This window comes from Caulobacter sp. GW821-FHT05F04, assembly GCF_059419665.1.
Genome location: NZ_JBWKSF010000002.1, coordinates 404,160 through 430,121 on the forward strand (window position 1 = coordinate 404,160; position 25,962 = coordinate 430,121).

General features: G+C 67.9%; 21 protein-coding genes. 9 read left to right on the plus strand and 12 right to left on the minus strand.

What is annotated here, in order from left to right; translation table 11 throughout:
* Window positions 1–13: 13 nt before the first annotated feature.
* From trxA to AC07R7_RS06390, 5 genes are read left to right on the plus strand one after another with little or no spacing between them, the layout of a single operon-like run.
* Window positions 14–337 (plus strand): thioredoxin, encoded by a 324-nt coding sequence (trxA, locus tag AC07R7_RS06370; RefSeq protein WP_494634554.1) that lies wholly within the window; start codon window positions 14–16, stop codon window positions 335–337.
* Window positions 337–1,230 (plus strand): hypothetical protein, encoded by an 894-nt coding sequence (locus AC07R7_RS06375; protein WP_494634555.1) that lies wholly within the window; start codon window positions 337–339, stop codon window positions 1,228–1,230. The genes trxA and AC07R7_RS06375 overlap by 1 nt, the downstream gene beginning before the upstream one ends.
* 18 nt (window positions 1,231–1,248) lie before the next feature.
* Window positions 1,249–2,235, plus strand: a complete 987-nt coding sequence (trxB, locus tag AC07R7_RS06380) for a thioredoxin-disulfide reductase (RefSeq protein WP_494634556.1) — start codon at window positions 1,249–1,251, stop codon at window positions 2,233–2,235.
* A 28-nt stretch (window positions 2,236–2,263) separates the two neighbouring features.
* The gene (locus tag AC07R7_RS06385; protein WP_494634557.1) at window positions 2,264–4,297 is read left to right on the plus strand and encodes a M3 family metallopeptidase; all 2,034 of its coding nucleotides are present in this window, start codon (window positions 2,264–2,266) and stop codon (window positions 4,295–4,297) included.
* Window positions 4,287–5,363: a PLP-dependent cysteine synthase family protein gene (locus tag AC07R7_RS06390; RefSeq protein ID WP_494634558.1), complete on the plus strand. Its 1,077-nt coding sequence runs from the start codon at window positions 4,287–4,289 to the stop codon at window positions 5,361–5,363. The genes AC07R7_RS06385 and AC07R7_RS06390 overlap by 11 nt, the downstream gene beginning before the upstream one ends.
* A 491-nt stretch (window positions 5,364–5,854) precedes the next feature.
* On the opposite strand, the gene AC07R7_RS06395 is transcribed toward AC07R7_RS06390, so the two are convergent.
* From AC07R7_RS06395 to AC07R7_RS06410, 4 genes are read right to left on the minus strand one after another with little or no spacing between them, the layout of a single operon-like run.
* On the minus strand, window positions 5,855–7,108 hold the full coding sequence (locus AC07R7_RS06395; RefSeq protein ID WP_492886516.1) for an MFS transporter: 1,254 nt from the start codon (window positions 7,106–7,108) through the stop codon (window positions 5,855–5,857).
* Entirely contained in the window at window positions 7,105–8,049 is a 945-nt protein-coding gene (locus AC07R7_RS06400; protein WP_494634559.1) for a VOC family protein, read from the minus strand. The genes AC07R7_RS06395 and AC07R7_RS06400 overlap by 4 nt, the downstream gene beginning before the upstream one ends.
* A complete protein-coding gene (locus AC07R7_RS06405; RefSeq protein WP_494634560.1) occupies window positions 8,049–8,924 on the minus strand; it encodes a fumarylacetoacetate hydrolase family protein in 876 nt (291 codons plus the stop codon). The genes AC07R7_RS06400 and AC07R7_RS06405 overlap by 1 nt, the downstream gene beginning before the upstream one ends.
* Window positions 8,924–10,570: an FAD-dependent monooxygenase gene (locus tag AC07R7_RS06410; RefSeq protein WP_494634561.1), complete on the minus strand. Its 1,647-nt coding sequence runs from the start codon at window positions 10,568–10,570 to the stop codon at window positions 8,924–8,926. Before AC07R7_RS06410 ends, AC07R7_RS06405 begins: the two co-directional genes overlap by 1 nt.
* A 197-nt stretch (window positions 10,571–10,767) precedes the next feature.
* On the opposite strand from AC07R7_RS06410, the gene AC07R7_RS06415 reads away from it, so the two are divergent.
* The 4 genes from AC07R7_RS06415 to kce all read left to right on the plus strand — a co-directional run bounded on the left by AC07R7_RS06415 (window position 10,768) and on the right by kce (window position 16,161).
* A complete protein-coding gene (locus AC07R7_RS06415; RefSeq protein WP_494634562.1) occupies window positions 10,768–11,682 on the plus strand; it encodes a LysR substrate-binding domain-containing protein in 915 nt (304 codons plus the stop codon).
* Window positions 11,683–11,819: 137 nt separating this feature from the next.
* Window positions 11,820–14,054, plus strand: a complete 2,235-nt coding sequence (locus AC07R7_RS06420; protein WP_494634563.1) for a TonB-dependent receptor — start codon at window positions 11,820–11,822, stop codon at window positions 14,052–14,054.
* A 66-nt stretch (window positions 14,055–14,120) separates the two neighbouring features.
* Window positions 14,121–15,107 (plus strand): alpha/beta hydrolase, encoded by a 987-nt coding sequence (locus tag AC07R7_RS06425; protein WP_492886504.1) that lies wholly within the window; start codon window positions 14,121–14,123, stop codon window positions 15,105–15,107.
* 121 nt (window positions 15,108–15,228) lie between these two features.
* Window positions 15,229–16,161: a 3,5-dioxohexanoate:acetyl-CoA acetone transferase gene (kce, locus tag AC07R7_RS06430; protein ID WP_492886502.1), complete on the plus strand. Its 933-nt coding sequence runs from the start codon at window positions 15,229–15,231 to the stop codon at window positions 16,159–16,161.
* Window positions 16,162–16,625: 464 nt separating this feature from the next.
* On the opposite strand, the gene AC07R7_RS06435 is transcribed toward kce, so the two are convergent.
* The 8 genes from AC07R7_RS06435 to AC07R7_RS06470 form a co-directional block, all read right to left on the minus strand.
* Window positions 16,626–17,696: an ArsO family NAD(P)H-dependent flavin-containing monooxygenase gene (locus tag AC07R7_RS06435; protein ID WP_492886500.1), complete on the minus strand. Its 1,071-nt coding sequence runs from the start codon at window positions 17,694–17,696 to the stop codon at window positions 16,626–16,628.
* A gap of 238 nt (window positions 17,697–17,934) precedes the next feature.
* Window positions 17,935–18,846 carry a metallophosphoesterase family protein gene (locus tag AC07R7_RS06440; RefSeq protein WP_494634564.1) on the minus strand — a complete coding sequence of 304 codons (912 nt, stop codon included), beginning with the start codon at window positions 18,844–18,846 and terminating at the stop codon, window positions 17,935–17,937.
* 71 nt (window positions 18,847–18,917) lie between these two features.
* Entirely contained in the window at window positions 18,918–21,401 is a 2,484-nt protein-coding gene (locus AC07R7_RS06445; protein WP_494634565.1) for a TonB-dependent receptor, read from the minus strand.
* A 106-nt stretch (window positions 21,402–21,507) separates the two neighbouring features.
* Window positions 21,508–22,485: a FecR family protein gene (locus AC07R7_RS06450; protein WP_494634566.1), complete on the minus strand. Its 978-nt coding sequence runs from the start codon at window positions 22,483–22,485 to the stop codon at window positions 21,508–21,510.
* On the minus strand, window positions 22,479–23,015 hold the full coding sequence (locus AC07R7_RS06455) for an RNA polymerase sigma factor (protein ID WP_494634567.1): 537 nt from the start codon (window positions 23,013–23,015) through the stop codon (window positions 22,479–22,481). The genes AC07R7_RS06450 and AC07R7_RS06455 overlap by 7 nt, the downstream gene beginning before the upstream one ends.
* A gap of 319 nt (window positions 23,016–23,334) precedes the next feature.
* Window positions 23,335–23,766, minus strand: a complete 432-nt coding sequence (locus AC07R7_RS06460) for a GNAT family N-acetyltransferase (protein ID WP_494634568.1) — start codon at window positions 23,764–23,766, stop codon at window positions 23,335–23,337.
* Between the two features lie 324 nt (window positions 23,767–24,090).
* Window positions 24,091–24,327, minus strand: a complete 237-nt coding sequence (locus AC07R7_RS06465; protein ID WP_492840440.1) for a hypothetical protein — start codon at window positions 24,325–24,327, stop codon at window positions 24,091–24,093.
* Between the two features lie 87 nt (window positions 24,328–24,414).
* The gene (locus tag AC07R7_RS06470) at window positions 24,415–25,899 is read right to left on the minus strand and encodes an amidohydrolase (protein ID WP_494634569.1); all 1,485 of its coding nucleotides are present in this window, start codon (window positions 25,897–25,899) and stop codon (window positions 24,415–24,417) included.
* Window positions 25,900–25,962 lie beyond the last annotated feature (63 nt).

Below are 25,962 nucleotides of genomic sequence, written 5' to 3' on the forward strand. Positions count from 1 at the left end.
AAGGACAAGTATCATGCGTAGCGCGACCGAGCAGGATTTCGACGAGATCGTGATGAAGAACGACAAGCCCGTGCTGGTCGACTTCTGGGCGCCCTGGTGCGCGCCGTGCAAGGCGCTGGCCCCAACGCTCGACGAGATGGCCAAGGAATATGCCGACGAGATGGAGATCGTGAAGGTCGATATCGAGGCCAATCCCAAGCTGGCCGAACGGTTCGCGGTCCGCGGCATCCCGCTGCTGATGATCGTGAAGGACGGCGCCGAGACCGGGCGGACCTTCGGCACCATTTCGCGCAGCCGGCTCGACGCCTTTGTCGACGCCCATGTGGGAACGGAATGATGACGATGGTCGCGTTCCACGGCGACAAGGCGGTCAAGGCGCAGGCGATGGAGCGCCTGCGGCGCCACATCGCGGCGGACAGCTTCGTCTATTTCCCGGCCTGGGAGAACGGACAGGCCAATGTCATCGGCGCCGTCATGGAAGCCGACGATACGCCGGGCTTCGCCGAGCGACTGGGATATCCGATCGCGCTGGCCGAGGCGCTGCCGATGTTCGTCAACGGCTTCCGGCCGAAGGCCGAGGCCGAACGCTTTGCGTGGGCCTGGCTGGAGCGAACGCCCGTCGGGGCGGATCTGACGCCGATCGTCTCGCAACTGGTGCTGGATCTTCTCGCCAACGCCGAACTGGCGGCTCTGACCGAACAGCGCCCGGATGTGGAACAGGGCCGTCTGGCGATCATGGCCTTGCATCGGCGTGCGATCGACGGCGACGAACCCGATCGAAAGACGTGGAAAGCCGCCCGGATGGCCGCCGTCGCCGCGACGGACGCTCTGGAGGAGGCGACGCTGGATCGTCGGGCGGGGCAGGTTATCGAGGCGGCGGCCTGGCCTGGCGCCATGCGGACCGTCCTGCGCGACACGCTAAACGGGCTGGGAACCCTCGAACTCCATCTCTCGCTGTCGAGGATCGGCTGGACCGACCAAGACGAGAGCCGCGTCTTCCATATCCGCGATCAGGCGGAGAAGGACGGATACAAGGCCGAATTTTCCGGGCTCGACCGCGTGCTGGCGATCCTGGACGCCGACCATCCGGCCCTGGCGCAGCAGTTTCGCCTGCGGCTGGAGCGGGTGGAGGCGTCCAGCGAAAGGTATCGGTCGTTCGGCTGGAAAGCGATCGAGCTGATGGAGCGCGCGCCGCTTGCCGCCGCGCCGGTTCCCGCACAGCGAGGATGAGGGCATAGGATGCCGGGAATGACCGGGCCGCTCGCGCGGCACAGCAAGATGCTGATCATCGGCTCGGGCCCGGCGGGTTATACCGCCGCCGTCTACGCCGCGCGGGCCGCGCTGGCGCCGATGCTGATCGAGGGGCCGCGGCCGGGTGGGCAGCTGACCATCACCACCGAGGTCGAAAACTGGCCGGGCGAGGAGAGCGTGCTCGGTCCTGACCTGATGGCGCGGATGGGCGAGCAGGTGCGCAAGGCCGGCGTCGACCTCGTCAGCGACCAGATCGTTGAGGTCGACCTGACCCGCGCGCCGTTCCTCGCGGTCGGCGATGGCGGCGCGCGCTACACCGCCGACACCATCGTCGTGGCGACGGGCGCGTCCGCCCGCTGGCTGGGACTGGAGAGCGAGACCGAGTATCGCGGACGCGGCGTGTCAGCCTGTGCGACGTGCGACGGATTCTTCTATCGCGGTCGGGTCTGCGCGGTCGTCGGCGGCGGCAACACGGCGGTCGAGGAGGCCCTGCACCTCACCCATTTCGCCAAGAAGGTCTATCTGATCCACCGCCGCGACACGCTGCGCGCCGATAGCACCAACCAGGCGCGGCTTCGCGCCAATCCCAAGGTCGAGATGGTCTGGAACGCCGAAGTCGCCGAGGTGCTGGGCGATGGCGGCGGCGTGACCAGCGTGGCGCTGCGCGACACCCGTGACGGCGTCGTGTCGCAGCTGGCGGCGCACGGGCTGTTCGTCGCGATCGGCCACGATCCCGCGACCGCCTTGTTCAAGGGGCAACTGCAAATGGACGATGAGGGCTATATCCTCGTCGCGCCCGGATCGACCGCCACCAGCGTGCCGGGCGTGTTCGCGGCCGGCGACGTGCAGGACAGGCTGTTCCGTCAGGCGGTGACGTCCGCGGGCACGGGCTGCATGGCCGCGCTGGAGGCCGAGCGCTATCTGGCCGGGCGCAACGCGCAGGCGATCGCCACCGAAGACGCCGATGTCCGCCTGCTGGTCTGAACTCTCGCCCAAGATGGGAAATTCCATGATGAACGCGCTGCTCGACACCCTGGCCTTGCCGCGGTTTGGCGATATCCGCCCCGACCAGATCGCGCCGGCGCTCGACCAGGTCCTCGCCGACCACCGCGCGGTCGTGGCCAAGATCGTCGCGGCCCGGCCGACCGATTTCGCGGACGCGTGGCTGCCGCTGGAACGGGCCGACACCGCGATCGCGGGCGTCTGGTCGGCCGTCTCCCATCTGCAAGCCGTGGGGGACACGCCCGAGCTGCGCGCCGCCTATGCCGCCGGACAGGTGCGGCTGGTCGAGAACCATCTTCAGGTCATGCAGAACCGGGCGCTGTACGAGGTGCTGGTCGCGCTGACCGCGACAGCGGATTTCGCCGCCTCGCCCAACGCCGATCGCGCCGCGGTCGAGCATATGATCCGTGACTTCACGCTTTCCGGCGTCGCGCTCGCGCCCGAGGATCGCGCCCGCTTCGCGGCCATCTCGGTGGAGTTGTCACAGCTTTCGACGGCGTTCGGCAACGCCGTGCTCGACGCGACCGACGCCTGGTTCGAGCAGGTCGAGGACGAAGCGCTCCTCGCGGGACTTTCGGACGCCGACAAGGCGATGTTCGCCGAGGCGGCCAGGGCGAAGGGGCTGACCGGCTGGGTCGTCACGCTCCAGATGCCCAGCGTCAACGCGATCCTGACCTTCGCCGAGGACCGGGGGCTGCGCGAGCGCGTCTATGCCGCATCGGGCACGCGCGCGTCCGACCAGGGGCCGCACGCCGGACAGTTCGACAATTCCGGGCGGATCGCCGAGATTCTCGACCGGCGGCGCGAGGCCGCGCGGCTGCTCGGCTTCGCCGATCCGGTCGCATGGTCGCTCGCCACCAAGATGGCCACCGATGCGGACGCGGTCCTGGCCTTTCTGCGCGATCTCGCCGCCCGCGCGAAGCCTGCCGCCGAGCGCGAGATGGCGGCGCTGGCGGATCATGCCGCCAGGCGTCTGGGCGTCGCCGAGCTTCAACCCTGGGACGTCGCCTATGTCGCCGAGCGGATGCGGCAGGCCCTGTACGCCGTCGACGAGCAGGCGGTGCGCGCCCATTTCCCGGTCGAGCGCGTCATCGCCGGGTGGCGGCGCCTGCTCGACCGGCTGTTCGGCATCCGTCTGATCGCGCGGCCCGATGTCGCCGTCTATCATCCGGACGCCTGTTATTATGACGTGGCGGACGAAGATGGCGCGGTGTTCGCGGGCGTCTATCTCGACCTGCACGCGCGCCCGGGCAAGCGTGGCGGCGCCTGGATGGCGCAAGCGCGGCCGCGGCTCAACGACGGGAATGTCCAGCGCGTGCCGGTCGCCTATCTCGTCTGCAACTTCGCGCCGAAGACCGATGGCAGTCCCGCGCTGCTCAGCCACAAGGAAGTCGTCACCTTCCTGCACGAGACCGGGCATTGCCTGCATCACCTGTTCACCCGCGTCGACCGGCCCAATATCGCCGGCATCAGCGGGTTCGAATGGGATGCGGTCGAACTGCCCAGCCAGTTGATGGAGGATTTCGCCTGGGACAGCGCCGTGCTGGGCGACATGTCCGGCCATCATGTGACGGGCGCGCCGCTGCCCGATGCGCTGTTCGAGACGCTGCTCGCCGCACGCCACTTCCTGTCGGGGATGTTCGTCGTACGTCAGGTCGAATTCGCGCTGTTTGACCTGTTGCTGCATCGGGGCGGGCTCGGCGACGACCCCATCGACGTGATCGAGGCGGTGCGCGACGAGGTGGCGGTGGTGCGCCCGCCCGCCTGGCACCGCTTTCCGCACGCCTTCACCCATATCTTCGCGGGCGGCTATGCCTCGGGCTATTACAGCTATCTGTGGGCCGAGGTGCTCGCCGCCGACGGGTTCCAGCGCTTCGCCGAGGCTGGGCTGATCGACCGCCCCACCGCGGCCAGATTTTGCGAGGAAATCCTCTCCCGGGGCGCGAGCCGTCCGGCGGCGGAGAGCTTCCGCGCCTTCCGCGGACGCGACGCCGACCCGGCTGCGATGCTGGTCCGGCATGGACTGACCGCCGATGCCCGGTAATCGCGGTGAGACTCCCGTCCAGGCCTGGCGGGCCGACGCGATCCGACGGATAGAGGCGGACTTCAACCGTTCCGCCGACACGCACCTTATCCGGCTGGACTTGGCGCGTTATCCAGGAATCACGCTCTATCTGAAGGACGAGAGCAGCCACCCCACGGGGAGCCTGAAACACCGTCTGGCGCGCTCGCTGTTCCTCTATGCCCTGTGTAACGGCTGGATCAGGCCCGACACCTGCATCATCGAGGCATCGTCGGGATCGACGGCGGTCAGCGAGGCCTATTTCGCACGGATGCTCGGCTTGCGCTTCATCGCGGTTGTGCCCGCATCGACGGCGGCGCCCAAGCTCGATGCGATCCGCTTCCACGGCGGCGAAATTCATACGGTCGACGACCCGCGCACCGTCTATGACGTCGCCCACCGCCTCGCACGCGAGACGAAAGGCCATTATCTCGACCAGTTCACCTATGCCGAACGCGCGACCGACTGGCGGGGCAACAACAACATCGCCGAAAGCATCTTCGCGCAGATGGCGGCGGAGGCGTTTCCGGTCCCGGCATGGATCGTGTGCGGCGCCGGCACGGGCGGGACGTCCGCCACGATCGGCCGCTACATCGCCTATCAGCGCCATGCGACCCGGCTTTGCGTCGCCGATCCGGTTCACTCGGTCTTCCATCGCCATTTCGCCGATCCGACGGTCGTGTCACTGCCGGAAGCGAGCGCCAGTTGCGTCGAGGGGATCGGGCGGCCGCGGGTCGAACCCAGCTTCATCCCCTCGGTGATCGACCGGATGATCGCGGTCGACGACGCCGCCAGCATTGGCGCGATGCGGGCTCTGTCTCATCGTCTGGGGCGTCGGGTAGGCGGCTCCACCGGCACGAACCTAGTGGCCATCGCTCAACTGGTCGAAGAGATGGCGAGCCAGGGCGAGACGGGCTCGATCGTGTCGATCCTGTGCGACGGGGGGGATCGATACAGTTGCACCTATTATGACGATCACTGGCTGCGGGAGCGCGGGGTCGACTGGCGGCCCCACGAGATGCTGTTCAGGGCCCAGTTCGATGCGTGAGCGCCCACGGCGCACGCTCGGCGAGCCAGGCGGGGTATCGCCTTGTTGGCCTGGGTGCTGGGCGCGGCGGTTTCGGACCACGCGATAATCTTAGCGCTCGCCCGCGCCGCGCGGCGCGTATCGTCGAGCAGTTGGTCAGCGCTGCGAACGTCGCCCTCCTGGAGGCGTTCCAACGGCAGATGTTGGCGCGAGGCGGCTGCGGCGGTCGCCATCGGCTATGAGCGCCGCTGAGGTGGCCAGGCTGCATCAGGCGTCCCGGCAGCAAAGAACGATCGGCTTGTCCTTGGGGAGTTCGGCCCAGCGCACGTGCATTTCGGGGCTGGGTATCCATCGCGCTCTAACGACCCGTTTCGCCGGCGTTGGGTGTCGCTCCTGGCGCCCATCAGGAAATCGGAACGCCGCGTCCGCCCATCAGGAAAAGGGCTGGCGCGCGCGCCGCGCGCGCCAGCAGGAGGGGCCGAGTTCCAGGGCGGAGGGCTCGGCCGGTGGCGTCAACCGGCCGGCGTCGTCGACGATCGGGGAGGTTCCTCGACGAACAACGCCGCGATGAAGGCGACGCCCGCCAGGGCCGCGCACACCAGTTGCGCGGCGGCTAGGCCATGATGGTCGGCCACCCAGCCGGCCAGGGTGGGGGCGCCGCCGCCGCCGATGATCTCGCCCACGAACAGCAAGATCGCGAAGGTCGTCGAGGCCATCTGGGGCGGGACGGTCTCGCCGGGAACGACATAGACCATCAGGGTGAAGGCGCCGGAGGCCACGAAGCCGAGGATCACCACGGCCGCCACCCACCACGTCGACAGCGACATCAGGGCCATGGCCGCCGGCGTGGCCGCCGAGCACAGACAGGCGGCGATCAGACACGCCCGCCGACCTACCCGGTCGGACAGGGCGGGCAGCATGATGCCGCCGATGCTGTGGATGATCCCGAGGGTGACGAAGAACAGAATCTTCGAGGTCGGCGTGAACGCTGGCAGGGACGACAGATAGAGGGGCAGGAAGGCTGCCGAGGCCACCGTCGAGCCGATCAGGGTGATCGCTCCGACCAGGGCCAGGAGGATGTTTCGGCGGGCGATGATGCGCACCGCGCCGCGGAGGTCCAGCCGCTCGGCCTTGGCGGTCCCGCCCAAGGCGCGCGGCCGCGTGGCGATCCATACGGCCAGCGCCACCAGGGGCCCGGGTAGGGCGATGGCCAGGAAGGCCGAGCGCCAGCCCAGCGTCGCCGAAAGGCCCGTCATGATCGGCGGGGCCAGCACCGCGCCCACGAGGGCTGAACCGCCGATGATCACGCCGAGGTTGGCGCCGCGGCGATCGGCCGGCGAGGCCGCCGAGACGGTCGACTGGATCAGCGGCAGCACCGGCCCCTCGAAGACTCCCATGGCCACGCGAAGCAGCAACAGCGCCGCGAAGGTTGAGACCAAGCCCGACAGTCCGCCGACGATCGAAAATCCGATCGTGCAGATGACGATCAGCAGCCGCGGGCGAACGCCCAGCACGTCGCTGGCTAGCGAGAAGAAGATGCTCGACACGGCCCAGGCCAGAGAGGTCGCCGACATCAGCTGCCCGAGCTGGGTGTTGGTCAGGTGCAACTGGCCCTGGATCGCCGGAAACAGGAAGCTGATGCCGGTGCGATTGAGGAAGACCAGCGCGGCGCAGGTGGCGAGCGCCAGCAGCAGGCCAAGCTCCCCCGCGCCGCGCCGCATGGCCGGCGCCGCGGCGGCCGGCAGGGGGCTGGAGACGGGGGTCAAGGCTTGGCTCCTTCGCTATTGACGCCGAAATCGTCGGGCGGGGGTGGGCCCCAGAGATAGAGGCCGTTTTCGGGCGAGGCCTCGGTGCTAGGCCAGTCGAAATCGGCCGGCACGTAGTCCATGTCGAAACTGTATTCGGCGAAACTGCCCCAGGGATCGCGAACATAGTGGAAATAGTTCGATCCCAGCACATGGCGGCCAAGGCCCCAGCCCTCGGTGTAGCCGGCGCGCGCCATCTGGGCCGCGCCAAGGCCCACCTCGTCGACCGAGCCGACCTCCCAGGCGCTATGGTGAAAGCCGGCCTGGCTGGACTGGGCGAAGGCGACCATGTGGTGCTCGCTGCCATGCGCGCCGTGCAGGAACGCGCCCGGCCCCGAGCGGTCCGACAGGCGCAGGCCCAGGACGTCAATGTAGAAGGCCAGGGTGGCCTCGAGATCCGGGGTGAAGAAGGCCGCGTGCGACATGCGCCGCGGACGTACGAGGGGCGCAGCGTCACGCATCGGCGCTCCTCGAAGGGTGGTCGGGGCCGGCGCCGGAACCGCCTTGGTGTCTGGAGAGGATTTCTCGGCCACGCGCAGCTCGATGGCCAGGCCGTGGGGATCCTTCAGCCAGAGCGATGGCGCGGAGGGCTCGCCCTGGACGCTGGTCGCGATCCCCAGGCCTGCTAGGCGCGCGCCGAAGGGGCCGAGGTCGTCCTCGAAGATCCCGAAGCTCAGGCTCTCCACGACCTTGCGCGGACCGAGCCTGATCCGCATCCAGCAGTGGTCGTCGCCGCAGGCGTGGATGGCCAGGGCCTCGTCGTCCCGGCGAACCTCCAGGCCGAAGGCCTCGTAGAACCGGCGCGCCGCGTCCAGGTCGGGGACGGTGAGGGCGAAGTGGTCGAGAGAATGGACCCCCAGGACGGCGGGCCGGCGCGAGGGCGTGCGCTTGACCTCCGCCATCAGGCTTCTCCCGCCGCGGGGACCGGCTCGTCGGCGATCGGGTTGGACAGGACGCCCACGCCCTCGATGCTGACCTCGCAGATATCGCCCGGCTTCATCCAGAGCGGCGGCTTGCGCGCGGCCCCAACGCCCGACGGGGTTCCCGAGACGATGACGTCACCGGGTTCGAGGGTGACGGCCTCAGAGAGGATCGTGATCAGGCGCGCCACGTCGAAGATCAGGTCATCGGTCGAGGCGCTTTGCACGACCTCGCCGTTGAGGCGGGTCTCCAGCCGCAAGCCCTTGCAGCCGCGCGGCAGTTCGTCGGCGGTGACCAGTTGCGGCCCGAACGCCCCGGTGGCGTCGAAGGTCTTGCCGATGGTCCATTGCTGGGTCCGCAATTGGTAGTCCCGCACCGAGCCGTCGTTGAACACCGCATAGCCGGCCACATGGTCCAGCGCCTGGTCTTCGGGGATGTAGCGGCCGCCGCGCCCGATCACGACGGCCAGTTCGCCCTCGTAGTCGAGCTGGTCGGAGACGCGTGGGCGCAGGATCGGCGCGCCATGGGCCACGAGGCTCGTGGCGTAGCGGGCGAATACGGCCGGATAGGCTGGCGGGCTGAAGCCGGCCTCCTGGGAATGGGCCATGTAGTTGAGCCCGATGCAGATGATCTTGGGCGGCCGCGGCAGGGGCGGCAGGAGGTCGAGGCCCTCCGCGGCGACCAGGGGGGCGGAAGCCAGGCGCTCGGCGGCCGCGGCCATGGCCGGCGCGCCGCCCCTGACCAGACCCAGCAGGTCCGCGCCGAGTTCAGCGACGCTCGCGCCGCGATAGCCGCCCGACGTGGCCAGCCCGACGGCCTCTTCGCCACCAGGCGTACGGTAGGAGATCCAACGCATCAAACTTGCTCCGTTTCGGTCGAGGCGTTGTCGGCGCCGACGAGGCGGCCGCTCACGCGTTCGAGGATTTGCGGCCCGGGCCAGGCCGCGCCGCGCCAGGCGACGTGTTGATCCGGCCGCACCAGGGCCAGGGGCGCCTCGTAGAGGCTGGCCAGGCGCGGGTCGGGCAGGCGCACGACGGCCAGCGGCGTCCTGGCCTCGGCGGCCTGGCGCTCGGCGGCGGCCACATCGGCGGCATGGCCTTCGGATAGGGCCAGCAGGGTGAAGCCAGGACCGAAATGATCGTAAAGGGAGCTGCCGTCCTCGAGCCAGGCATGCGGGGCGAGCCGCCCGGGATAGGCGCTGGGCTGATAGTCGGTGGCCGACGAAGCCGGCGGCGCCGCGGCCTCGCGCGCCACGAACGGCGAACCGGCGTAGCTGTAGCCAAGGACCACCCCGAGACTGCGGAACTCCCGGGCTCGGGTCGCTCGGATCAGGTCGCCGACCTCGCGGCGGAGCGCCTCGCCGGCGGGGCTGTCTTCCTCGAGCCCATGGCGCACGATGGCGGCGTTGGCCGCGTGGTTGCCCACGGCTTCGTCGATGACACTGCGGTGCACGGGGCGGCGCTCCAGTTCGTAGCTGTCGAGCAGGGCCGGCGCGGCCCACCCCTGCAGCACCGCGGCGAGCTTCCAGCCGAGGTCCACGGAGTCGCCCACCCCCAGCGTCATGCCATAGCCCCCGAGCGGCGGGTGCAGGTGGCAGGCGTCGCCGGCGATGAACATGCGGCACCGCCGGTAATGGGTGGCCACCAGCTGGTTAGCGTACCACTCGTCGCAGCTGAGGATCTCGAAGGGCAGGTCGACGCCCGTGGCCTTGCGGATCAGGGCGCCGGCCGAGGCATCGGTGAGCTGAAGGTCCTCGGGGACGTTGGCGGGCATGAAGAACCACAGATCGCCCTTGTCCATCGGTCCCAGGGTGCTGGGCGTCTCGGCGTCGACCTGCCAGTACATGATCGCATCGCCTTGCGGATGCGCCTGCGCTAGCCCCGGCGCGCGGAAGATGATGTTGAAGTTGCGCGAGAGTCCCTGACGACCCTCCATTGTCGCGCCGATCGTCTCGCGCACCAGGCTGCGCGGACCGTCGGCCCCGACCACGTACTGGCTGCGCACGAGGATCTCCTCGCCGCTGGCGGTGTCCGCCGCATGCGTCGTCACACCATCGGCGTCCTGCTCCAGGCCCTTCACCAAGACGTTGAAGCGGAGGTCGACGGTGGGCAGGGTGGCCACGTGCGCCCGGAGAACTTCCTCGAGCTTGTATTGCGGCACCCACTGAGCGTGCTCGGAGTAGAAGTCGTTCCTGGCCGGCGCGCAGCTGAAGGCGTTCTCGAAGCGCGCCAGCTGATGTTTGGCCAGGCGTGTGACGAAGACGATGTCGGAAGGGTAGTCGACCCCGAAGGGCGCGGCGGCGGCGAGGTCGGCGGCGACGCCCCATCGCCTTAGGTGCTCGCGGACGCGCGTGTGGGTGGTCTTGGCCCGCGGCGCATAGCCGACCCGATCGTTGCGTTCGACCACCAGGCACGAGATCCCGCGCGCGCCAAGCTCGGCGGCCAGGCCCAATCCTGTCGGCCCGGCTCCGATGACGAGCACGGCCGCTTCCAATTCGATCATTTCCTCTCCCCGAACCAGTTCGAGCTCGTCGCAGATCCTTGCGGTTCGAGCGCCATGCAGGCCCTGCGCGTTTTAGGGGAACGTGCGTTGCGCGAACGATGGCAAACGCTCGTCTGCGATGGCGAAAGCCCATCACTGAGGCTTTGCGTCGCCGGCTCGAGAGGGCTAGGCGTGGTGGCGACAGGAGGATGATCGACATGAAGTTTCGGCACCTGCGCGCTATCACCGCCGTCGCCGAACGCGGCAGCCTGCGCGCCGCGGCGCGCCACCTGGGCATCGATCAGCCTTCGATCACCCGCAGCATCCGGGAGGTCGAGCAGGAGCTCGGCGTGGCTCTGTTCGAGCGCCACCCGCGTGGGGTGTCGCCCACCGCCATGGGGCAAGCCTTCCTGCGCCGCGCCGGTGCGATACAGAACGAGCTGCGCCTGGCGGTCGACGAGATCGCCCAGATGCGCGGCGAGGCCAGCGGCCAGGTCGCGGTGACCTTGTCGAGCGCCGTCCAGATGTCGCTGCTGCCGCGGGTGATCGCGCCCTTCCGCCGGCGCTACGGTGACGTCTATCTGACGCTGCGGGAAGGCAGTTTCCCGACCGCGGAGGCTTCGCTGCTCGAAGGGGCGATCGACTTCTATGTCGGCCCCGTTCCCGAGGCTCCGCCCAAGGGCGAACTGGTGGTCGAGAAGCTGTTCGACAACACCCGTCTGGTCTTTGGCCGCAAGGGCCATCCCAAGGCCGCCGCCAAAACCCTGGCCGAGCTTGCCGATGCGAAATGGATCCGCACGCTGGTGGCGGTCGACAACGCCACCGAGCTCGCCCAGGTCTTCGAGCACTTTGGCCTGCGGCCGCCGATCGTCGAGATGACCGCCGCCTCGACCATGGCGATCATGCTGGCCGTGGCCAATTCGGACCTGCTGACCATGCTGCCCAAGCAATGGCTGGAGTTCGTCGGCACGCGCGAACTGCTCCAACCCATCGAGATCGCCGAGCGACTCCCGGCGCCGCCCGTCTGCATCGTCAGCCGGGCCCGCCTGCCCTTGACGCCGGCCGCCGAATTCCTCGCCGATCTCTTCCGGCGCGCCAGCGGCCGTCACGTCCAGGCCGATGCCGCTGGCTAGGCGCATGAGTGATGGCTTTTCGCCATCGATCACCTGATTTTGCCATCGTTCAGCGGCGCAAGACGGCGCTAGAACCCCCTTATCAAGATGCGGCTCGACCGCCGCCCAATGGGCGATAACAAGGGGGAGGACAGCGCATGGGGCGCGATAAATTTTGGCTGCTCGCGACGACGGCCGCCATGGCCTTGGCGACGGGCCACGGCGCTTGGGCCCAACAGGCCGGCGCGCCGGCGGCGAAGGGCCTGGACGACACCCTGTCGGAGATCATCGTCACGGCCTCGCGGCGCGAACAGCGCCTCCAGGACGTCCCCGTTGCGGTCACGGCCCTGTCTTCGGAATCGCTGGATCGCCTGAACGTGCGCAGCACCCAGGACCTGATGTCGGTCGTGCCCGGCCTGCAGGTCAGCACCCAGACGGCGGGCGACGGCGGCGGTTCGGCCACCTTCTTCCTGCGCGGCATGGGCCAGCAGCGATCGGGCAATGGCTCCGAGCCCGCCGTCGGGGTCTATGTCGACGACTTCTACTATCCTTCGCTCTCGGGAACGCTGTTCAAGATCGTCGATCTCGAGCGCGTGGAGGTGCTGCGCGGGCCGCAGGGAACGCTCTTTGGCCGCAACACCATCGGCGGCGCCATCCGCTATACGACCCGCAACGCCAAGCTCGGCGCCTTCGACGGCCACCTGGCGGCCACCGCCGGCAACTATCAACGCTATGACCTCAGCGGCGCCGTCAATGTCCCGCTGGGCCAACGGGCGGCCCTTCGTCTGTCAGGGGGCCACCTTGAGCAGGACGGCTACGTGCGCCGCCAGACCGACGGCTCGCGCGCGGGCGGGACGACGACCGACCTGATCCGCGGCCAGGCCCATATCGAGCCGACCGAGGACAGCTGGATCGACGTTTCGGGCCAGTGGAGCCGCGACGAGCTCGACGGCTTCGCCTACCGGATCCCTGGCCCGATCTCGCCCAGACCGGCCACCGTGCCCTTCATCTACAACATCGCTGTCGCCCCGGCCCTGGGGTTGCCGCTCTACACCGACAGCCTGAAATCGCGGTGCTTCTACTGCCAGCCCGGAACCGACGCGCCCGAGTTCAGCCAGACGACCAACAAGAACTTCCTGGTCACCGCCGGCTGGCGCATCGCCGAGGGCTTCACCCTCAAGTCCCTGACCGGCTGGCAGGACATCTACAATAAGCAGTCGTTCGACCTGGACGGCACCATCGCCTCGATCTTCGGGCGCGGCGTACGCCCCGCCCAGACCTACGCCTTCTCCCAGGAGCTGCAATTGAACGGGCAGATGCTGGACGGGCGCCTCAACTTCGTGGCGGGGGGGTTCTACTTCAACCAGCGCCAGCCGATCCGCAATCTCATCGCCCCCTTCTACGTGCTGGGCGCGCCCGCGCCGCCGGCGCCCGTCGAAGATCGCGACACCAAGTCCTACGCTGGCTTCGTCGACGGCTCGCTCAGGGTCACCGACAAGCTGAGCCTTCTGGGCGGCTTTCGCCTAAGCGAGGACCACAAGTCTGTGCTCGCTCAGGACCCGATCACCAAGGCGACGCTGGCCACCGCGGCCGACAAGTTCCGCAGCAGCACCTTCCATGCCGGCCTGCAATATCAGTGGCGTCCCGACGTGATGACCTATGCCAGCCTCTCGACCGGCTTCCGCGGCGGCGGCTTCAATCCTTACGACCCCCTGCAACTGCCCCAGCTGCAGCCCTTCGCCCCCGAGAAGTCGACCAGCTACGAGGTCGGCGCGCGCATGCAGTTCCTCGATCGCCGCGTCACGATCAATCCCACCGCCTTCTATGTCGACTGGACCAACATCCAGGTCCAGCAGGTGGTGCTTTCCAATCCGGTGCTCAACCAGGGCAGCGTCATCCTGCAGAACGCCGGCAAGGCGCGCAGCTACGGCTTCGAGCTGGAATGGTCGGCCCAGGCCGGCGACCATCTGCGCCTGTTCGGCAACTTCGCCTGGCTCGACATCCGCTACACCGACATCGGCAAGGCTAGCGGCATTACGCTCAAGAGCGACCTGCAACGGGCTCCGCCGGTCACCTATTCGGTCGGCGCGGCCCATACCCTCGACCTGGCCTCCGGCAAGGTGGTGACCACCCTCAACTACGCCTTCGAGGACGACCAGCGCAGCACCCCCACCGATTCCGACGCCTTGCTGCTGCCCAGCTACGGACTGCTGGGCGGACGCATCGACTACACGCCGGCCGGCGCGGCCTACACGATCGGCCTCTTTGGGACCAACCTGCTGGCCAAGCACTACTATGTCGGGGGCGTCGACTACTCAGGCAATGTCGGTACGGCGCACTACGATGTCGGCCGGCCGCGCGAGTTTGGCGTCTCCGCGCGCGTCAACTTCTAGGCGCGCCGGGATCAAAGGACACGACGGCCCCAGGGCCACGAAACGCATATCTGTAGAGGTGCATCCATGAGCGCGGACCAGACGACCCCGAAGACCGGCAATGTAAGCGACGAGGGCGCGGCGGTGTCGCCCGCCAATCGCAACGTCTTCAAGCCGCATGGCTACCCCGAAAAGCAGGTGGACCTGGGCGAGATCCGCATGAACTACGCCGAGGCCGGCTCGCCGGACAAGCCGGCGCTGCTGCTGATCCCCGGCCAGACCGAATCCTGGTGGGGCTACGAGCAGACCATGAAGCTGCTCGAAGCCGACTTCCATGTCTTCGCCGTGGATCTGCGTGGACAGGGGCGCAGCACCTGGACCCCGGCGCGCTACACCTTCGACAATTTCGGCAATGACCTGGTCCGGTTCCTGGCCACGGTGGTCAAGCGGCCGGTGATCGTGGCGGGCAATTCCTCGGGCGGGGTCCTTTCGGCCTGGCTCGCCGCCTACGCCATGCCCGGCCAGATCCGCGCGGCCTTGTTGGAAGATCCGCCCCTGTTCGCCTGCGAGCGCACGCCCGCCCACGGCCATTCGATCCTCCAGGCCGGCGGGCCGATCTTCAAGATGTTCAACGACTATCTCGGCGACCAGTGGCGGGTCGGCGACTGGCGCGGGTTCACCGAGGCGCTGGTCAGGTTCGCGCCGGCCATCGCCGCGACGCGTTCGCCCCTGACCGGCCCGGAGCCGCCGCTCAACATCCAGGAATATGATCCCGAATGGGGCAGGGCCTTCTTCCAAGGCACGGTCTCTCAGAGCAGCCCGCACGACAAGCTGCTCTCCCAGGTCAAGACCCCTGTCTTGCTCACCCAGCACATGCGCGCGATCGACCCGGTGACCGGCAACCTGATCGGCGCGATCAGCGACTTCCAGGTCGAACAAGTCAGGCGCCTCGTCGAGGGCGCCGGCGTCCGCTTCGACTTCGCCCTGCTGCCGGACGCCATGCACCAGATGCACATCGCCGATCCGGCGCGCTACGTGAAGGTGCTCACCGACTGGGCCAAGACCCTGTCCTAGCCTGGCCGGGGGGGGGGGGACTTGCCGTCCCTCCCGCGCTCCCCCAATCGCCCCGTTCCCCCCAATCGCCTCGTTACCTCAGCCGGCGCGCCCAAGCGGCGCGCCCGCGGAAAGCCTCGCCATGTCCAGCAACAAGGTCATTATCAGCTGCGCGATCACCGGCTCCGCGCACGTGCCGTCGATGTCGGACGCCCTGCCGCTGACGCCCGACCAGATCGCCGCGGCGTCGATCGAGGCGGCCAAGGCCGGCGCGGCGATCATCCACCTGCATGCGCGAAACCCCGAGGACGGTTCGCCGACTGGCGATCCGGCCGTCTATGGCCAGTTCCTGCCGGTGATCAAGCAGGCCACCGACGCGGTGGTCAACATCACCACGGGCGGCAGCGCCACCATGAGCGTCGAGGACAGGCTCGCCGCCGCCCTGGCCTTCGAGCCGGAGATGTGCTCGCTGAATATGGGCTCGCTGAACTTCGCCTTCTTCCCGGCGGCCAAGCGGATCGCGCGGTGGAAATATGGCTGGGAAGAGGCCTATGTCCGGGACTCGGACGGCTACATCTTCCGCAACACCTTCCGCGACATTCGCACGATCCTGGAGACGCTCGCCGGCGCCGGAACCAAGTTCGAACACGAATGCTACGACGTGGGTCATCTCTACAACCTGGCCCATTTCGTCGACGAGGGCTTGGTCAAGCCGCCGTTCCTCATCCAGATGGTGTTCGGCATCCTGGGGGGGATCGGCCCCGACCCCGAAAACCTGATGTTCATGAAGCAGACGGCCGACCGCCTGTTCGGCCGCGAGGCCTACCAATGGTCGGTCCTGGCGGCGGGCCGCCACCAGATGCCATTTTGCACCCAGGCCGCGCTGCTGGGCGGAAACGTGCGCGTGGGCCTGGAGGACAGCCTGTTCATCGGCAGGCGACAGCTGGCGGCCTCGAACGCCGAGCAGGTGCTCAAGGTCAGGAGGATCCTCGGCGAAATGGGGCTGGAGCCGGCGACGCCGGCCGAGGCGCGGGCTTTGCTCGGCCTTAAAGGCGGGGACCGTGTCGGTTTTTAGCGGGCGCTCGGCCCGACGCTAGAGCCCCCAGAGGCAAGTCGAAAGATCTGACGTCAGGGGATCGAGTGGTCATTTTGGACGAGGTGATATCGAAGGCTGGGGCGCTACGGGTGGCGCGGCGTTGGAGCCGTTGTCCGAAAGCATCGTCATGGCGAACCGAGGACCGTGTGGATGCGGCTTTGTCTGGCTGGACCAGGGCGAGCGCCTATCTACTGCACTATCTTGGCCTAAAGGGCGTTGGCACTGAAGATTTGCTCAAATGGATCGGCGGACAGGGCGCCACGCTCACTCTGCTAGTGGGCATCCACAACCTCGCGCGTCCGAGGGGGAAGGAAACCCCATAGTGGCGCGCTACCAACGGGCTCGGCCGCCGCCGTAGTCGGGGAGCTTCCCGAAGGTCAGGTTCCTGGAGCGGTTCTAGGGTTAGCTCTTGATGCTGTGGACGGCTCTCCGCCCGCGAGAGGCTAGGCTGGCGCAAGCACCTGGGCGATCTCGCGCGCGGTGTCCCGTGCGGACCGCATGACGCCGGTCAAGGTGGCGGACGCGAATCCCGTCCACTCGCCATAGCCCACCAGCCACAGGCGCGGCTCCTTGATGGACCGCGTTCCGTCGACCGCTACCCGTCCAGAGGGTTCAACCAAGCCTAGGGCGGCCAGATGCTGTAGCGCCGGCCGGAAGCCTGTGCACCAGATCACCGCATCGACCTCGGTCTCTCGCTCGTCCGGCCAGACGACGCCCCGTGGCGTGAAGCGCTCGAAGGGGCGAACCGCCTTCAGCACGCCGCGGTCGCGGGCCGCCTTGACCGGCGGAACCATCACGACATCGCCGAGCCCGCCCGGCGGCGGCGCATCGGCGGCGATCCCCTGTTTGGCCTGCCAGCGGGCAGTGGCCCGCTCGAACAGCACGCGCCCGTCGACCTCGTCCGGCAGGAAGGTTGGCGGCTCCTGTGTCACCCACGTCGTGTCGGCGACCTGCGACACCTCCGCAAAAATCTGCGCCCCGCTGTTGCCGCCGCCAACGACCAGCACCCGCTGTCCCGCAAACTCTTCCGGGCGGCGATACTGAGCCGAGTGGATTTGCACGCCTTCAAAACGGGCTTGGTCCGGGTAGGGCGGTCTATAGGGCGCGCGCCAAGTGCCGGTGGCGCTCACCACAGCGCGGGCCCGCCACGTCGCAGGGCAGGTTTCCACGACAAGCGCATCCTGTTCAGCGTGAACAAGTTCGACTTCCGCTGGCCTTATGACCGGCAGATTGTAACGCGCCTCGTAGGCCGCCAAGTAGGCCACCACCTCCTCACGCGTGGGATAGGCTTCGCCGCTGGGGGGCATGGGCCAGCCGGGCAGCGAGCTCCACTCAGCGGGTGAGAAGAGCCGAAGCGAATCCCAGCCATGGCGCCAAGCCCCGCCAGGATCTGGCTCGCCGTCCAAGATCGCAAAGCTCAGGCCGGTTCGGCGAAGGAAATAGCCCGTGGCCAGTCCGGCCTGCCCGCCGCCGATGATGACTACGTCGAAGCTTGTCGCGGATGCCGCCGTCATTCGTGAGGTCTCCAGTGGCGAATGCCGTCCGTGCGGCGGTCTCAGAATGCGCGCTTCTGGGCCGAAACTTGATTGCCCAACAGGACCCGTTCCATGCGCTGCATCAAAATCGGTTGGCGTTAGACGATGGGGCGGCCAATGGCTCCTAGCCAATGTCGTGTTTCTGGAAGGGAGCCAACGGCGGCTCCTGGCGCCTTTCAGCCACGACGAGGGCGAACCCGTAGCGGCGGCTTTCGCGTCAAAGGGGCACATCGCGTCGGCGTGGCGGCGTGAAGCCATAGGTTCTGAATTGGGTATCGAGACGACCGTTGGCGATGGTCACCTCCAGGTAGCCCTCGGGCGTGCCCAAGAAGCTGCCACGCCAGTCCGCGCCGGCGACCGCGCCGCTGGAGATATAGCGCACCCCGGCGACCTCGACGGTCTCGTATACGTGACCATGTCCCTGCAGCACGCCCAGCACATTGCGGCTTTGGAACAGTCGCATCACCTCACGGCCGTTCATCACCCGCGTCCAGTCATAGGGCGAGGCCGCCCAATCTTCGGGCTCGTAGCACTCCAGCGCGGTCACCAACGGGATGTGAGTCAGGACCACCACCGGATCCGAGGGCGAAAGGATCGCGAACTCGCCACGCAGCCATGTCAGCTGCTCGGCGTCGATACGGCCCTCGTAGTTGCGGCCCTTGAAGCCGATCGAGTCCAGGACAAGGAACCGCACGCCCTTGTGGCTGAAGCCGTAATAGGTCGGCCCGAACTGGTCGGTGAAATAGCGCTTGCCGTAGCCGGGCTCGGACGGGTCCACCCCGCTCTTTTCGAACAGCCCGAAACAGTCGTGGTTGCCCAGGACGTGACGAACCGGCTTACCCAGCAGGCGTTCGGACTGGCGATAGAGCGCCATCTGGGCGTCGGCGCGCGCCCGCCCCACCTCCATGGCGTCGAACACATGGTCGCCGCCATGGACCACGAAATCGGCGTCGCTGGCCGCCACCTGGGCAAAGCAGCGACGCACGCCCTCGACCGCCCCGTCCTCGGGCTGGATGTGCGTGTCGCTGAGGAACACGAACTTGAAATCCCCTGCCTTGGCCTGGGCGGTCGCGGTAGCGGCGCAACTGGCGGAGACCAGCGCTCCGCAAAGCAGGGATCGACGGTTCATGGCGGTCTCGATCATTATCTCGCTCGAAAGGCGCCGCCGCCGAGGAGGGCCTCGGCGGCGATCGGTCCAGACTAGAAGCTGACCCGCACGGTGGCGAACACCTGGCGGGGCGCGCCTTGCTGCAGCGTCGTGTACGAGCCCGTGGGGTCGGAATTGACGAAGCCGCTGGTGCCAACGGATGAGTAGTAGCGCTTGTCGAACAGGTTGGTGACGTTCAGCAGCACCTCGACGCGCGTCCGAGGGACGCGATAGCCAGCCGCCAGATCAAACACCGTCGAGCTCTTGACCGGCGAGTCGTTCAGGTAGGTGTAGAAGCGCTCGCCTTGATAGTGGGCCGTGATCTTCGACCAGACCGCGCCGTTGTCATAGGCCAGTTCGGCGCCGCCGACGGTCTTCGGGGCGGCCACGACGCGCTTGCCCTTCGTCGCGATCGCCGCGCCGCCGAGCGGCCTGACGTCGTCGTCGTACTTGGCGTCGTTGTAGGCGAAGCTGCCGAACAGCGACCAGTCGGGCGCGAAGCGCCAGTTGATCGCCGTCTCCACGCCGCGCGAGGTCACGCCGCCGACATTCTGCAGGACGTTCTGGTTGCCGACGATCGTGGCGCTGATCGAGGTGGCCAGCAGGCGGTTCTGGAAGGCGACGTCATAGGCGGTCACGGAGGCTTGCAGCCCGTCCCTGGAATAGCGATAGCCGGCCTCCAGAGTGCGGGTCTTCTCGGGCTTCAGGTCCTTGCGGATGTAGTCGAAGCCGGCCTGGGTGGTCGAGAAGGGGCCGCTGGACGCGGAGGCCACGAAGGCGGCCATGTTGCGCGTGAAGCCGGCGAACACCTCGTTGCGCTCATCGAGGCGGTAGAGGATCCCGGCCGAGGGCAAGAAGTAGTCCTTGGCCTCGATCGTGCCATTGATCGGCGTTTTGCTGGTGATCGTCTTGGCTTCGTTGGTGACCTTCAGCGCCTTGAAGCCGGCGTTGACCTTCAGGTCGTCGGTGACCGACCAGGTGTCACCGACATGGAACTGGTAGGTCTTGGTGGTGAATCGATAGTCCCAGCGCGTGCGGAAGGGATTGTCGTAGAAGCGCTGGAAATTGGTCGGAGCAACGCCCTTGGTCAGGCCATAGAGATAGGCGGCTTGGTGAAAGTCGTTGTCCTCGTACCAGACGCCGGCATCCAACTTGTGATCGCCCAAGGTGTAGCTCAGGCGGCTGATCAGGCCAGCGCGGTCGATGTCGTAGCGCAGCGCTGAAACCGAGACCGACGATCCGCCATACGCCTGCGGTGTCGCGTCGTAGGGGCTCGCATAGGTGCCGATGCCGTGATCGCGGTGATAGTAGGCGGTCGTCGAACCCGACAGCGACGGCGTCAGGTCGTAGTCGAGCCGTTCATAGACCAGGGTGTCCTGCCGCACGCCGCCGCCGTTGTAGTAGACGTCGTCGGCGTTGAGATACGGCTTGGGAACGGCGGCGCCAGTCTGCAGGGCGGTGGCGAGCGTTTCGGCCAGGGCGAAGTTGTCGCTAATGGTGTCGACTTTCCAGCCCAGCCGATTGACCAGGGCGAAGGACAAGTCCGCGTAGTCGTCCTCGCGGCGGTCGGCATAGTCGACGAAGGTGGTCGAACGCACGGCTTCGCCCAGCGGCTGGACGAACTTCACATTGACCTGCTTGATGTTTTGCTCGCCAGCGGCCTTCCACTTCTTGGTGTCCTGCCGGGCATAGCCCGCGTAGAGGCTGCCGCCGCCAGGCAATTCGCCCGTGTTAAGCCGCGCGAACCCGCGCCAGGTGCCGCCGCTGCCGTAGGTGCCGGCTATATCGACGCCGAACGCGTCGGTCGGGTCGATGGAGGTGAAATCGATCGTGCCGCCGATATTGCTGGTCGAGGCCGTGCCAAGGGCGCCGCCGCCCTGTGAAAGCGAGGTGGCGCCGTTGTTCTCGGTCAGCAGCGCGCGGCCGATGCTCAGGCCGTTGTTGTTGCGATACTGCATGTTGCCCAGGGGCAGGCCATCCAGGGTGTAGCCCATCTGGTCGGTGGTGAACGAGCGGATGGTCACCTGCTGGGCCCATTCATAGGCGCCGAACGGGTCGGATGATGTGAAGTTGACGCCCGGCAGCTTGTTCAGCGCGGCGAGAGGTGAAGTGCCCGGGGCCAGCTTGTTCAGTTCGGTCCTCGAGAGCGTCTGCATCTGGCGCGTGCGCCCGCGGCCCAGCACGACCACGACCTCGTCGACCGCCGCGATCTCAGCCTGCGCGGGTTGGGCGGGAGCCTCGACGAGCAGATAGGAGCCGCCCGGCGTCGTTTGGACGTCCAGCCCCGACCCGACCAGCAGTCGGCGCAGCGCGGCGTCGGCGGTGAAGCGACCCTTGAGGGGCTCGGCGGCTTTGCCGCTGACCTGCTCGGGGCGGAAAACCACATTGACCTGGGCCTGACGACCGACGGCGGTCAGCGAACGCTCGAGAGACTGGCCGGGCAGGTTGAAGGCGTACTGGGCCTGGGCTTGGGCCGCTCCGGCGGCCATCACTACCGAGACGGCCGCGCTTGCGAAAGCGGCGTGTTTGAAAAGCATCTGGATCCCCTGAAGACTGGCGAGGATCCTGCGGGACCCTCACAAGGGAAACGAAGCCTTCGCGCCGATCCGACATGAAGATTTCATGACGTGGCGGCGGCCGGGCCTATCGCCGCAGATCCAGGCCATCCTCCCGGCGCACGACCTTGAGCCCGTGGAGCTGGGCCGCGGCGGCGGCGAACTCGGCGGCCTGGTTGGTCGCGAAGACGCCGGAAATCCTCAGATCCGAGACATCGGCGTCGACCGTGACCTTGATGGGTCCATAGCGATTCATCTCGTTGGCGGCTTCGGCCAGGGTGGCGCCTTCGAAGATCACTTCGCCTTGCTCCCAGGCGGTCACCATCTCGATCGGGGGCGTGTCGAGCTGGGGTTGCGCCTGCGGCGCCACCTGCAGCCGCTGGCCCGGGGTCAGGGTCGCCAACACCCGCTTGGCGCCACGCGGGTCTGCGCCCAGGCCAGAGACCTCCACCTTACCGCGCACAAGAGTCACCGAGACTCGATCGCCCTGCCGTCGCACCACGAAGGCCGTGCCCAGAGCACGCACTTCCGTCGTCCCGGCCACGACGACGAACGGGTGGGCCGGATCGTGAGCGACGTCGAACGCCGCCTCCCCGCGATCCAGGCGGATCCGGCGCTCGGTCGCCGAATAGATCACCTTGGCGCGGCTGTCGGTGTTGAGTGTCAAGCGTGAGCCGTCCGCCAAGGTCATGGCGCGATGCTGCCCCTCGTCGGTGACGTAGACCGGCTCGCCCTTGATCGCGATGACTCCGACGGCCGCCAGCACGCAGGCCGCCAGCCCCAGTCCGATCAGCGCGGGTCGGATCGCCGAGCGGCGAGGGGCGGAACCTCGGCTCGAGCGCACGGGCGCTGAGCGCCGTGGCGACATCAACGCCACCGCGCCGGGCAGGAACTCCCAGGTTTCGGTGACCTGCTGGAAGGCGATCCGGTGCTCGGGATCCAGCGCCAGCCAGTCCTGCAGGGCCTGGCGGCTCTCCTCCACGCCGGTCTCGCGCTGGATGCGTGTCAACCAGACGGCGGCCTCGGCCCGAACGCGGTCGCGGCGCGATGCATTCGGTGTCACCATTGGTCCATCCACTTCGTCAGCTCAAGGGTCGCGCGCGCGACGTGCTTTTCCACCGCCGCGACGCTCATGCCCTCCTTCTCCGCGATCCGGGCGTAGCTGAGTCCGTCTATCCGGCGCGCCAGCAGAAGTCTGCGCGTCCGTTCGGGCAAGCGTTCCAGTCCCTTGGCCGCGTGACGAAGCTTGGAGCGCGCGCGGAGAATCTCGTCCGGAGCCGGCGTCTCATCGGCGATCAGCTGCGCGGCGTCGTCGAGGTCGATGAAGGGCGCGGCCCGCCGGCGCCGCGCCGCGTCGATCGACAAGTTCACCGCGGCCACCACGACGCGGCCTTCGGTGACGGGGCCGCCCTCACGCCGCCCGAACGCCTCGACCCGCAAGAAGGCTTCCTGGACAAGATCCTCGGCGTCCTGCGCCAGGACGCCGCGTCGGATGACCGCTCCGCGGGCCTTACGCAAAATTTGCTTCAACCCATTCATGGCCAGCCTTCGAACGCGCCCATCTCCGTAGACGAAGGGGGGTGTCAAATCCGACATTTCGGCCCCAGTTTTGTGACGCTGACGTCCGCAAGGGCGTGGCGGCCCTCGCCCTGCTCGACGCGGAGAGGTCGAACAGCACCTCAATTGTTTCCCGCGCGATGTCGGCGGGTTGCTCGGTCATGGCCAGCCGCACCGAGACTATCCAGCTGTGCAAGTCGGTGTGTTGGGCCGAGAGCTGATTTCCTCGCGCGAGATTGCTTGTCGTTGGCGCGTGTCTCCCACTATGCGCGATCGCCTGCCTGCCACGTACGACCAGAAGCAAGCCAGGTTCCTCTCTCCAATCGGGACGGCGGCCGTTTCAACGTCGGGCCTTGTATCACATGGACCGGCTCGCGCCCGGGACGCCCCAACACATCCGGATGTGGGTGGGGAAGGGGCAGGGCGCCGCCTCGAACCCAATCCGCGTATAGAGGCGTCGGGCGCCGTGATTGGTCTTCTCGACATACAGGGTCAAGGCGTCAGCGCCCGCCTCGACGGCGGCCTCCTGGACCGCCTGGATCAGGGCGCCGCCGACGCCCGCGCCGCGCGCCTTGATCAGCAAGCACAGATCAATGGCTTTCCATTCGCGTTCGCTGCGATCGAGATACAGGCGACCGACCGGCTCGCGACGGCCGTCGAGGCCGATCCGCTCGATCAGCCAAAAGTCCGCATGGGGGTTGCGCCGCAGATAGTGCAGGTGCTGCAGGCTGAACTGGTCCGTGATGAAGGCAACGCTTACGGCGCCCCCTATGTCGTGCGGCTGCCGCACGGCGGCGTGGCGCGCGCCAATCCTCTTTTGGAAGGTCTATGACGCGCCACTAGCGGTCTCAAGGTCACCCAGATTCGGGACCTGTTCATCGGGGTCGGCCCGAGGCCCGGATCAAATCCTGCATGGGGTGCCGCCGGCCGGGCTGGCTCGACCTCATCGGAGGAAGGCGGCTCAACGGTCGGCGTCGGATCGTCTGCTGGCCGATCCGGTGTCGCGGCGGCCGGCCGCTCGGCTTCGAGCGCCACTCTCAGCCCCGCCAGACGCTCGCGGAGCGCCTCATCGGGCTGGACGAGCGCCAAGGGGGCGTCGTCTAGGCGGCGACGGTCACGCGGCCTCGGACCGCGCGGTGTCGAAGTTCGGCGGCGTTGTCTGTATCCGCCGCGCCAGTCGCGCCTGGATCCGCTCCCAGGTCTTGAGCTTGATCGGCTCACCCTTGCGCAGCTTGGTCCAGGTCGTCTCGCTGATCCCATAGACGTCGGTGAGATGTTCGCGCGTGATCGCCGGCAGGGCGGACTTGAGGGCTTCGAAGCGCTCGAGGCTGATGGTGATGGTCTGGATCACGTCGAACTCCAATGGACATCGAAGGGGGCGCGGCCGGCGCCTGGGAGGTCGGCGCCGGCCGCTGACGATCGCTGGGGGGAGCGATCGTTATTCGCGTCCCGCCGAGGCGGGCTTGCGGTAGTCCAGCGCCGGCGGGCGGTCGCCCAGCATGGCCTTGTAGGTGAAGTTGGGACCGCGACGCTGGTCCAGCTCGGCCTTGGCCTTCTTGACCACGTCGGGGTTGGAGAAGAGATCCGCGCCCGTCAGGGCCAGGGTCTTGGCGGCGTTGACGGCGCCCTTGACGCCGATCGACGAACCGGCGGCGGCCACGTTCTGCCAGCTATGGCCCGCCGAGCCCGGAACGAAGGTGGCGGTGCCCAGGCCGACGGTCGGCGTCACCCAGCTGATGTCCGAAACGTCGGTCGAGCCGCCGCCGCCTTCCAGTTCGATCTTGTACGGCTCGATGGACTTGACGGTGTCGATCGACGGCGCGCCCGGCAGGCTCTCCTGCATCTTCTTGGCGAAGGCCTGCTCCTCCGGCGTCCAGGTGATGCCGCCGACCTTGCGCAGGTTGGCGTCCATCACGCGACCCAGGGTGTCGTTGGGCAGCAGGGCGTAGACGCCGCCGGTGATCTCCTTGTCGACGGTGGTGCCGGTGGCCAGGGCGGCGCCATCGGCGGCCTTCTCGACGCGCGACCAGACGTCCTTGACGACGGCCGGATCCGGATGGCGGACGTAATAATAGACCTCGGCGAAGTCCGGCACGACGTTCGGGGCCGTGCCGCCGGCGGTGATCACATAGTGGATGCGCGTCTTGTCGGGCGTGTGCTCGCGCAGGAAGTTGGTGGCGACGTCCATGACCTCGACGCCGTCCAGCGCCGAACGGCCCTTCTCGGGCGCGCCGGCGGCGTGGGCCGAGACGCCGTGGAAGCGGAACTTGCCGCTGATATTGGCCATCGACACGCCCTGGACGGCCGAGTTCGCATTGGCCGGGTGCCAGTGCAGCGTGGCGTCGACGTCGTTGAACAGGCCGTCGCGAACCAGATAGACCTTGCCCGAGCCGCCTTCCTCGGCGGGCGTGCCGAACACGCGCAGCTCGCCCTTGATGTTGTTCTTGACCATCCAGTCCTTGATGGCGACGGCGGCGCCGACCGAGGCGGCGCCGAACAGGTTGTGGCCGCAGCCGTGGCCGGCGATCTGGCCAGGGATGCCGGTCTTCACCGGAGCGACCGTCTGGGCCAGGCCGGGCAGGGCGTCGAACTCGGCGAGGATGGCGATGACCGGGCCAGCGCCGTTTTTGAAGCTGGCCACGAAGGCGGTCGGTTCGCCCGCGACGCCAGCCTTCACGTCGAAGCCGGCGGTCTTCAGCTGGCCTTGCAGCAGGGTCGAGCTCTTGACCTCCTGATAGCCGACCTCGGCGAAGCCCCAGATCTTCAGGGCCGCGTCCTGGATCTGCGGGGCGTCGGCGTCGACGGCCTTCAGAATCTGAGCGCGCGCGGCGTCGTTGAGCGGCGCGGCGTGGGCCTGGGTCGCGAGCACGCTCGTCGCCATGCTGGCGGACAGAAGGGCGAGCTTCAGAGCGGAAAGCTTCATGGAACGGTTTCCCCGGGTGGCGAAGGACGACGCCAGACGGGCGCCCATCTATACGACGTAGGG

What these genes read in the sequence shown, in the direction of transcription:
- AC07R7_RS06455 (WP_494634567.1), bottom strand. Translation starts at nt 23,015, where the DNA reads ATGTCGGATTTGACACCCCCCTTCGTCTACGGAGATGGGCGCGTTCGA.
- AC07R7_RS06435 (WP_492886500.1), bottom strand. Translation starts at nt 17,696, where the DNA reads ATGACGGCGGCATCCGCGACAAGCTTCGACGTAGTCATCATCGGCGGC.
- AC07R7_RS06450 (WP_494634566.1), bottom strand. Translation starts at nt 22,485, where the DNA reads ATGGTGACACCGAATGCATCGCGCCGCGACCGCGTTCGGGCCGAGGCC.
- AC07R7_RS06415 (WP_494634562.1), top strand. Translation starts at nt 10,768, where the DNA reads ATGAAGTTTCGGCACCTGCGCGCTATCACCGCCGTCGCCGAACGCGGC.
- AC07R7_RS06410 (WP_494634561.1), bottom strand. Translation starts at nt 10,570, where the DNA reads ATGATCGAATTGGAAGCGGCCGTGCTCGTCATCGGAGCCGGGCCGACA.
- AC07R7_RS06425 (WP_492886504.1), top strand. Translation starts at nt 14,121, where the DNA reads ATGAGCGCGGACCAGACGACCCCGAAGACCGGCAATGTAAGCGACGAG.
- AC07R7_RS06375 (WP_494634555.1), top strand. Translation starts at nt 337, where the DNA reads ATGACGATGGTCGCGTTCCACGGCGACAAGGCGGTCAAGGCGCAGGCG.
- AC07R7_RS06400 (WP_494634559.1), bottom strand. Translation starts at nt 8,049, where the DNA reads ATGGCGGAGGTCAAGCGCACGCCCTCGCGCCGGCCCGCCGTCCTGGGG.
- trxB (WP_494634556.1), top strand. Translation starts at nt 1,249, where the DNA reads ATGACCGGGCCGCTCGCGCGGCACAGCAAGATGCTGATCATCGGCTCG.
- AC07R7_RS06420 (WP_494634563.1), top strand. Translation starts at nt 11,820, where the DNA reads ATGGGGCGCGATAAATTTTGGCTGCTCGCGACGACGGCCGCCATGGCC.
- AC07R7_RS06445 (WP_494634565.1), bottom strand. Translation starts at nt 21,401, where the DNA reads ATGCTTTTCAAACACGCCGCTTTCGCAAGCGCGGCCGTCTCGGTAGTG.
- AC07R7_RS06405 (WP_494634560.1), bottom strand. Translation starts at nt 8,924, where the DNA reads ATGCGTTGGATCTCCTACCGTACGCCTGGTGGCGAAGAGGCCGTCGGG.
- AC07R7_RS06390 (WP_494634558.1), top strand. Translation starts at nt 4,287, where the DNA reads ATGCCCGGTAATCGCGGTGAGACTCCCGTCCAGGCCTGGCGGGCCGAC.
- trxA (WP_494634554.1), top strand. Translation starts at nt 14, where the DNA reads ATGCGTAGCGCGACCGAGCAGGATTTCGACGAGATCGTGATGAAGAAC.
- AC07R7_RS06470 (WP_494634569.1), bottom strand. Translation starts at nt 25,899, where the DNA reads ATGAAGCTTTCCGCTCTGAAGCTCGCCCTTCTGTCCGCCAGCATGGCG.
- AC07R7_RS06440 (WP_494634564.1), bottom strand. Translation starts at nt 18,846, where the DNA reads ATGAACCGTCGATCCCTGCTTTGCGGAGCGCTGGTCTCCGCCAGTTGC.
- kce (WP_492886502.1), top strand. Translation starts at nt 15,229, where the DNA reads ATGTCCAGCAACAAGGTCATTATCAGCTGCGCGATCACCGGCTCCGCG.
- AC07R7_RS06385 (WP_494634557.1), top strand. Translation starts at nt 2,264, where the DNA reads ATGAACGCGCTGCTCGACACCCTGGCCTTGCCGCGGTTTGGCGATATC.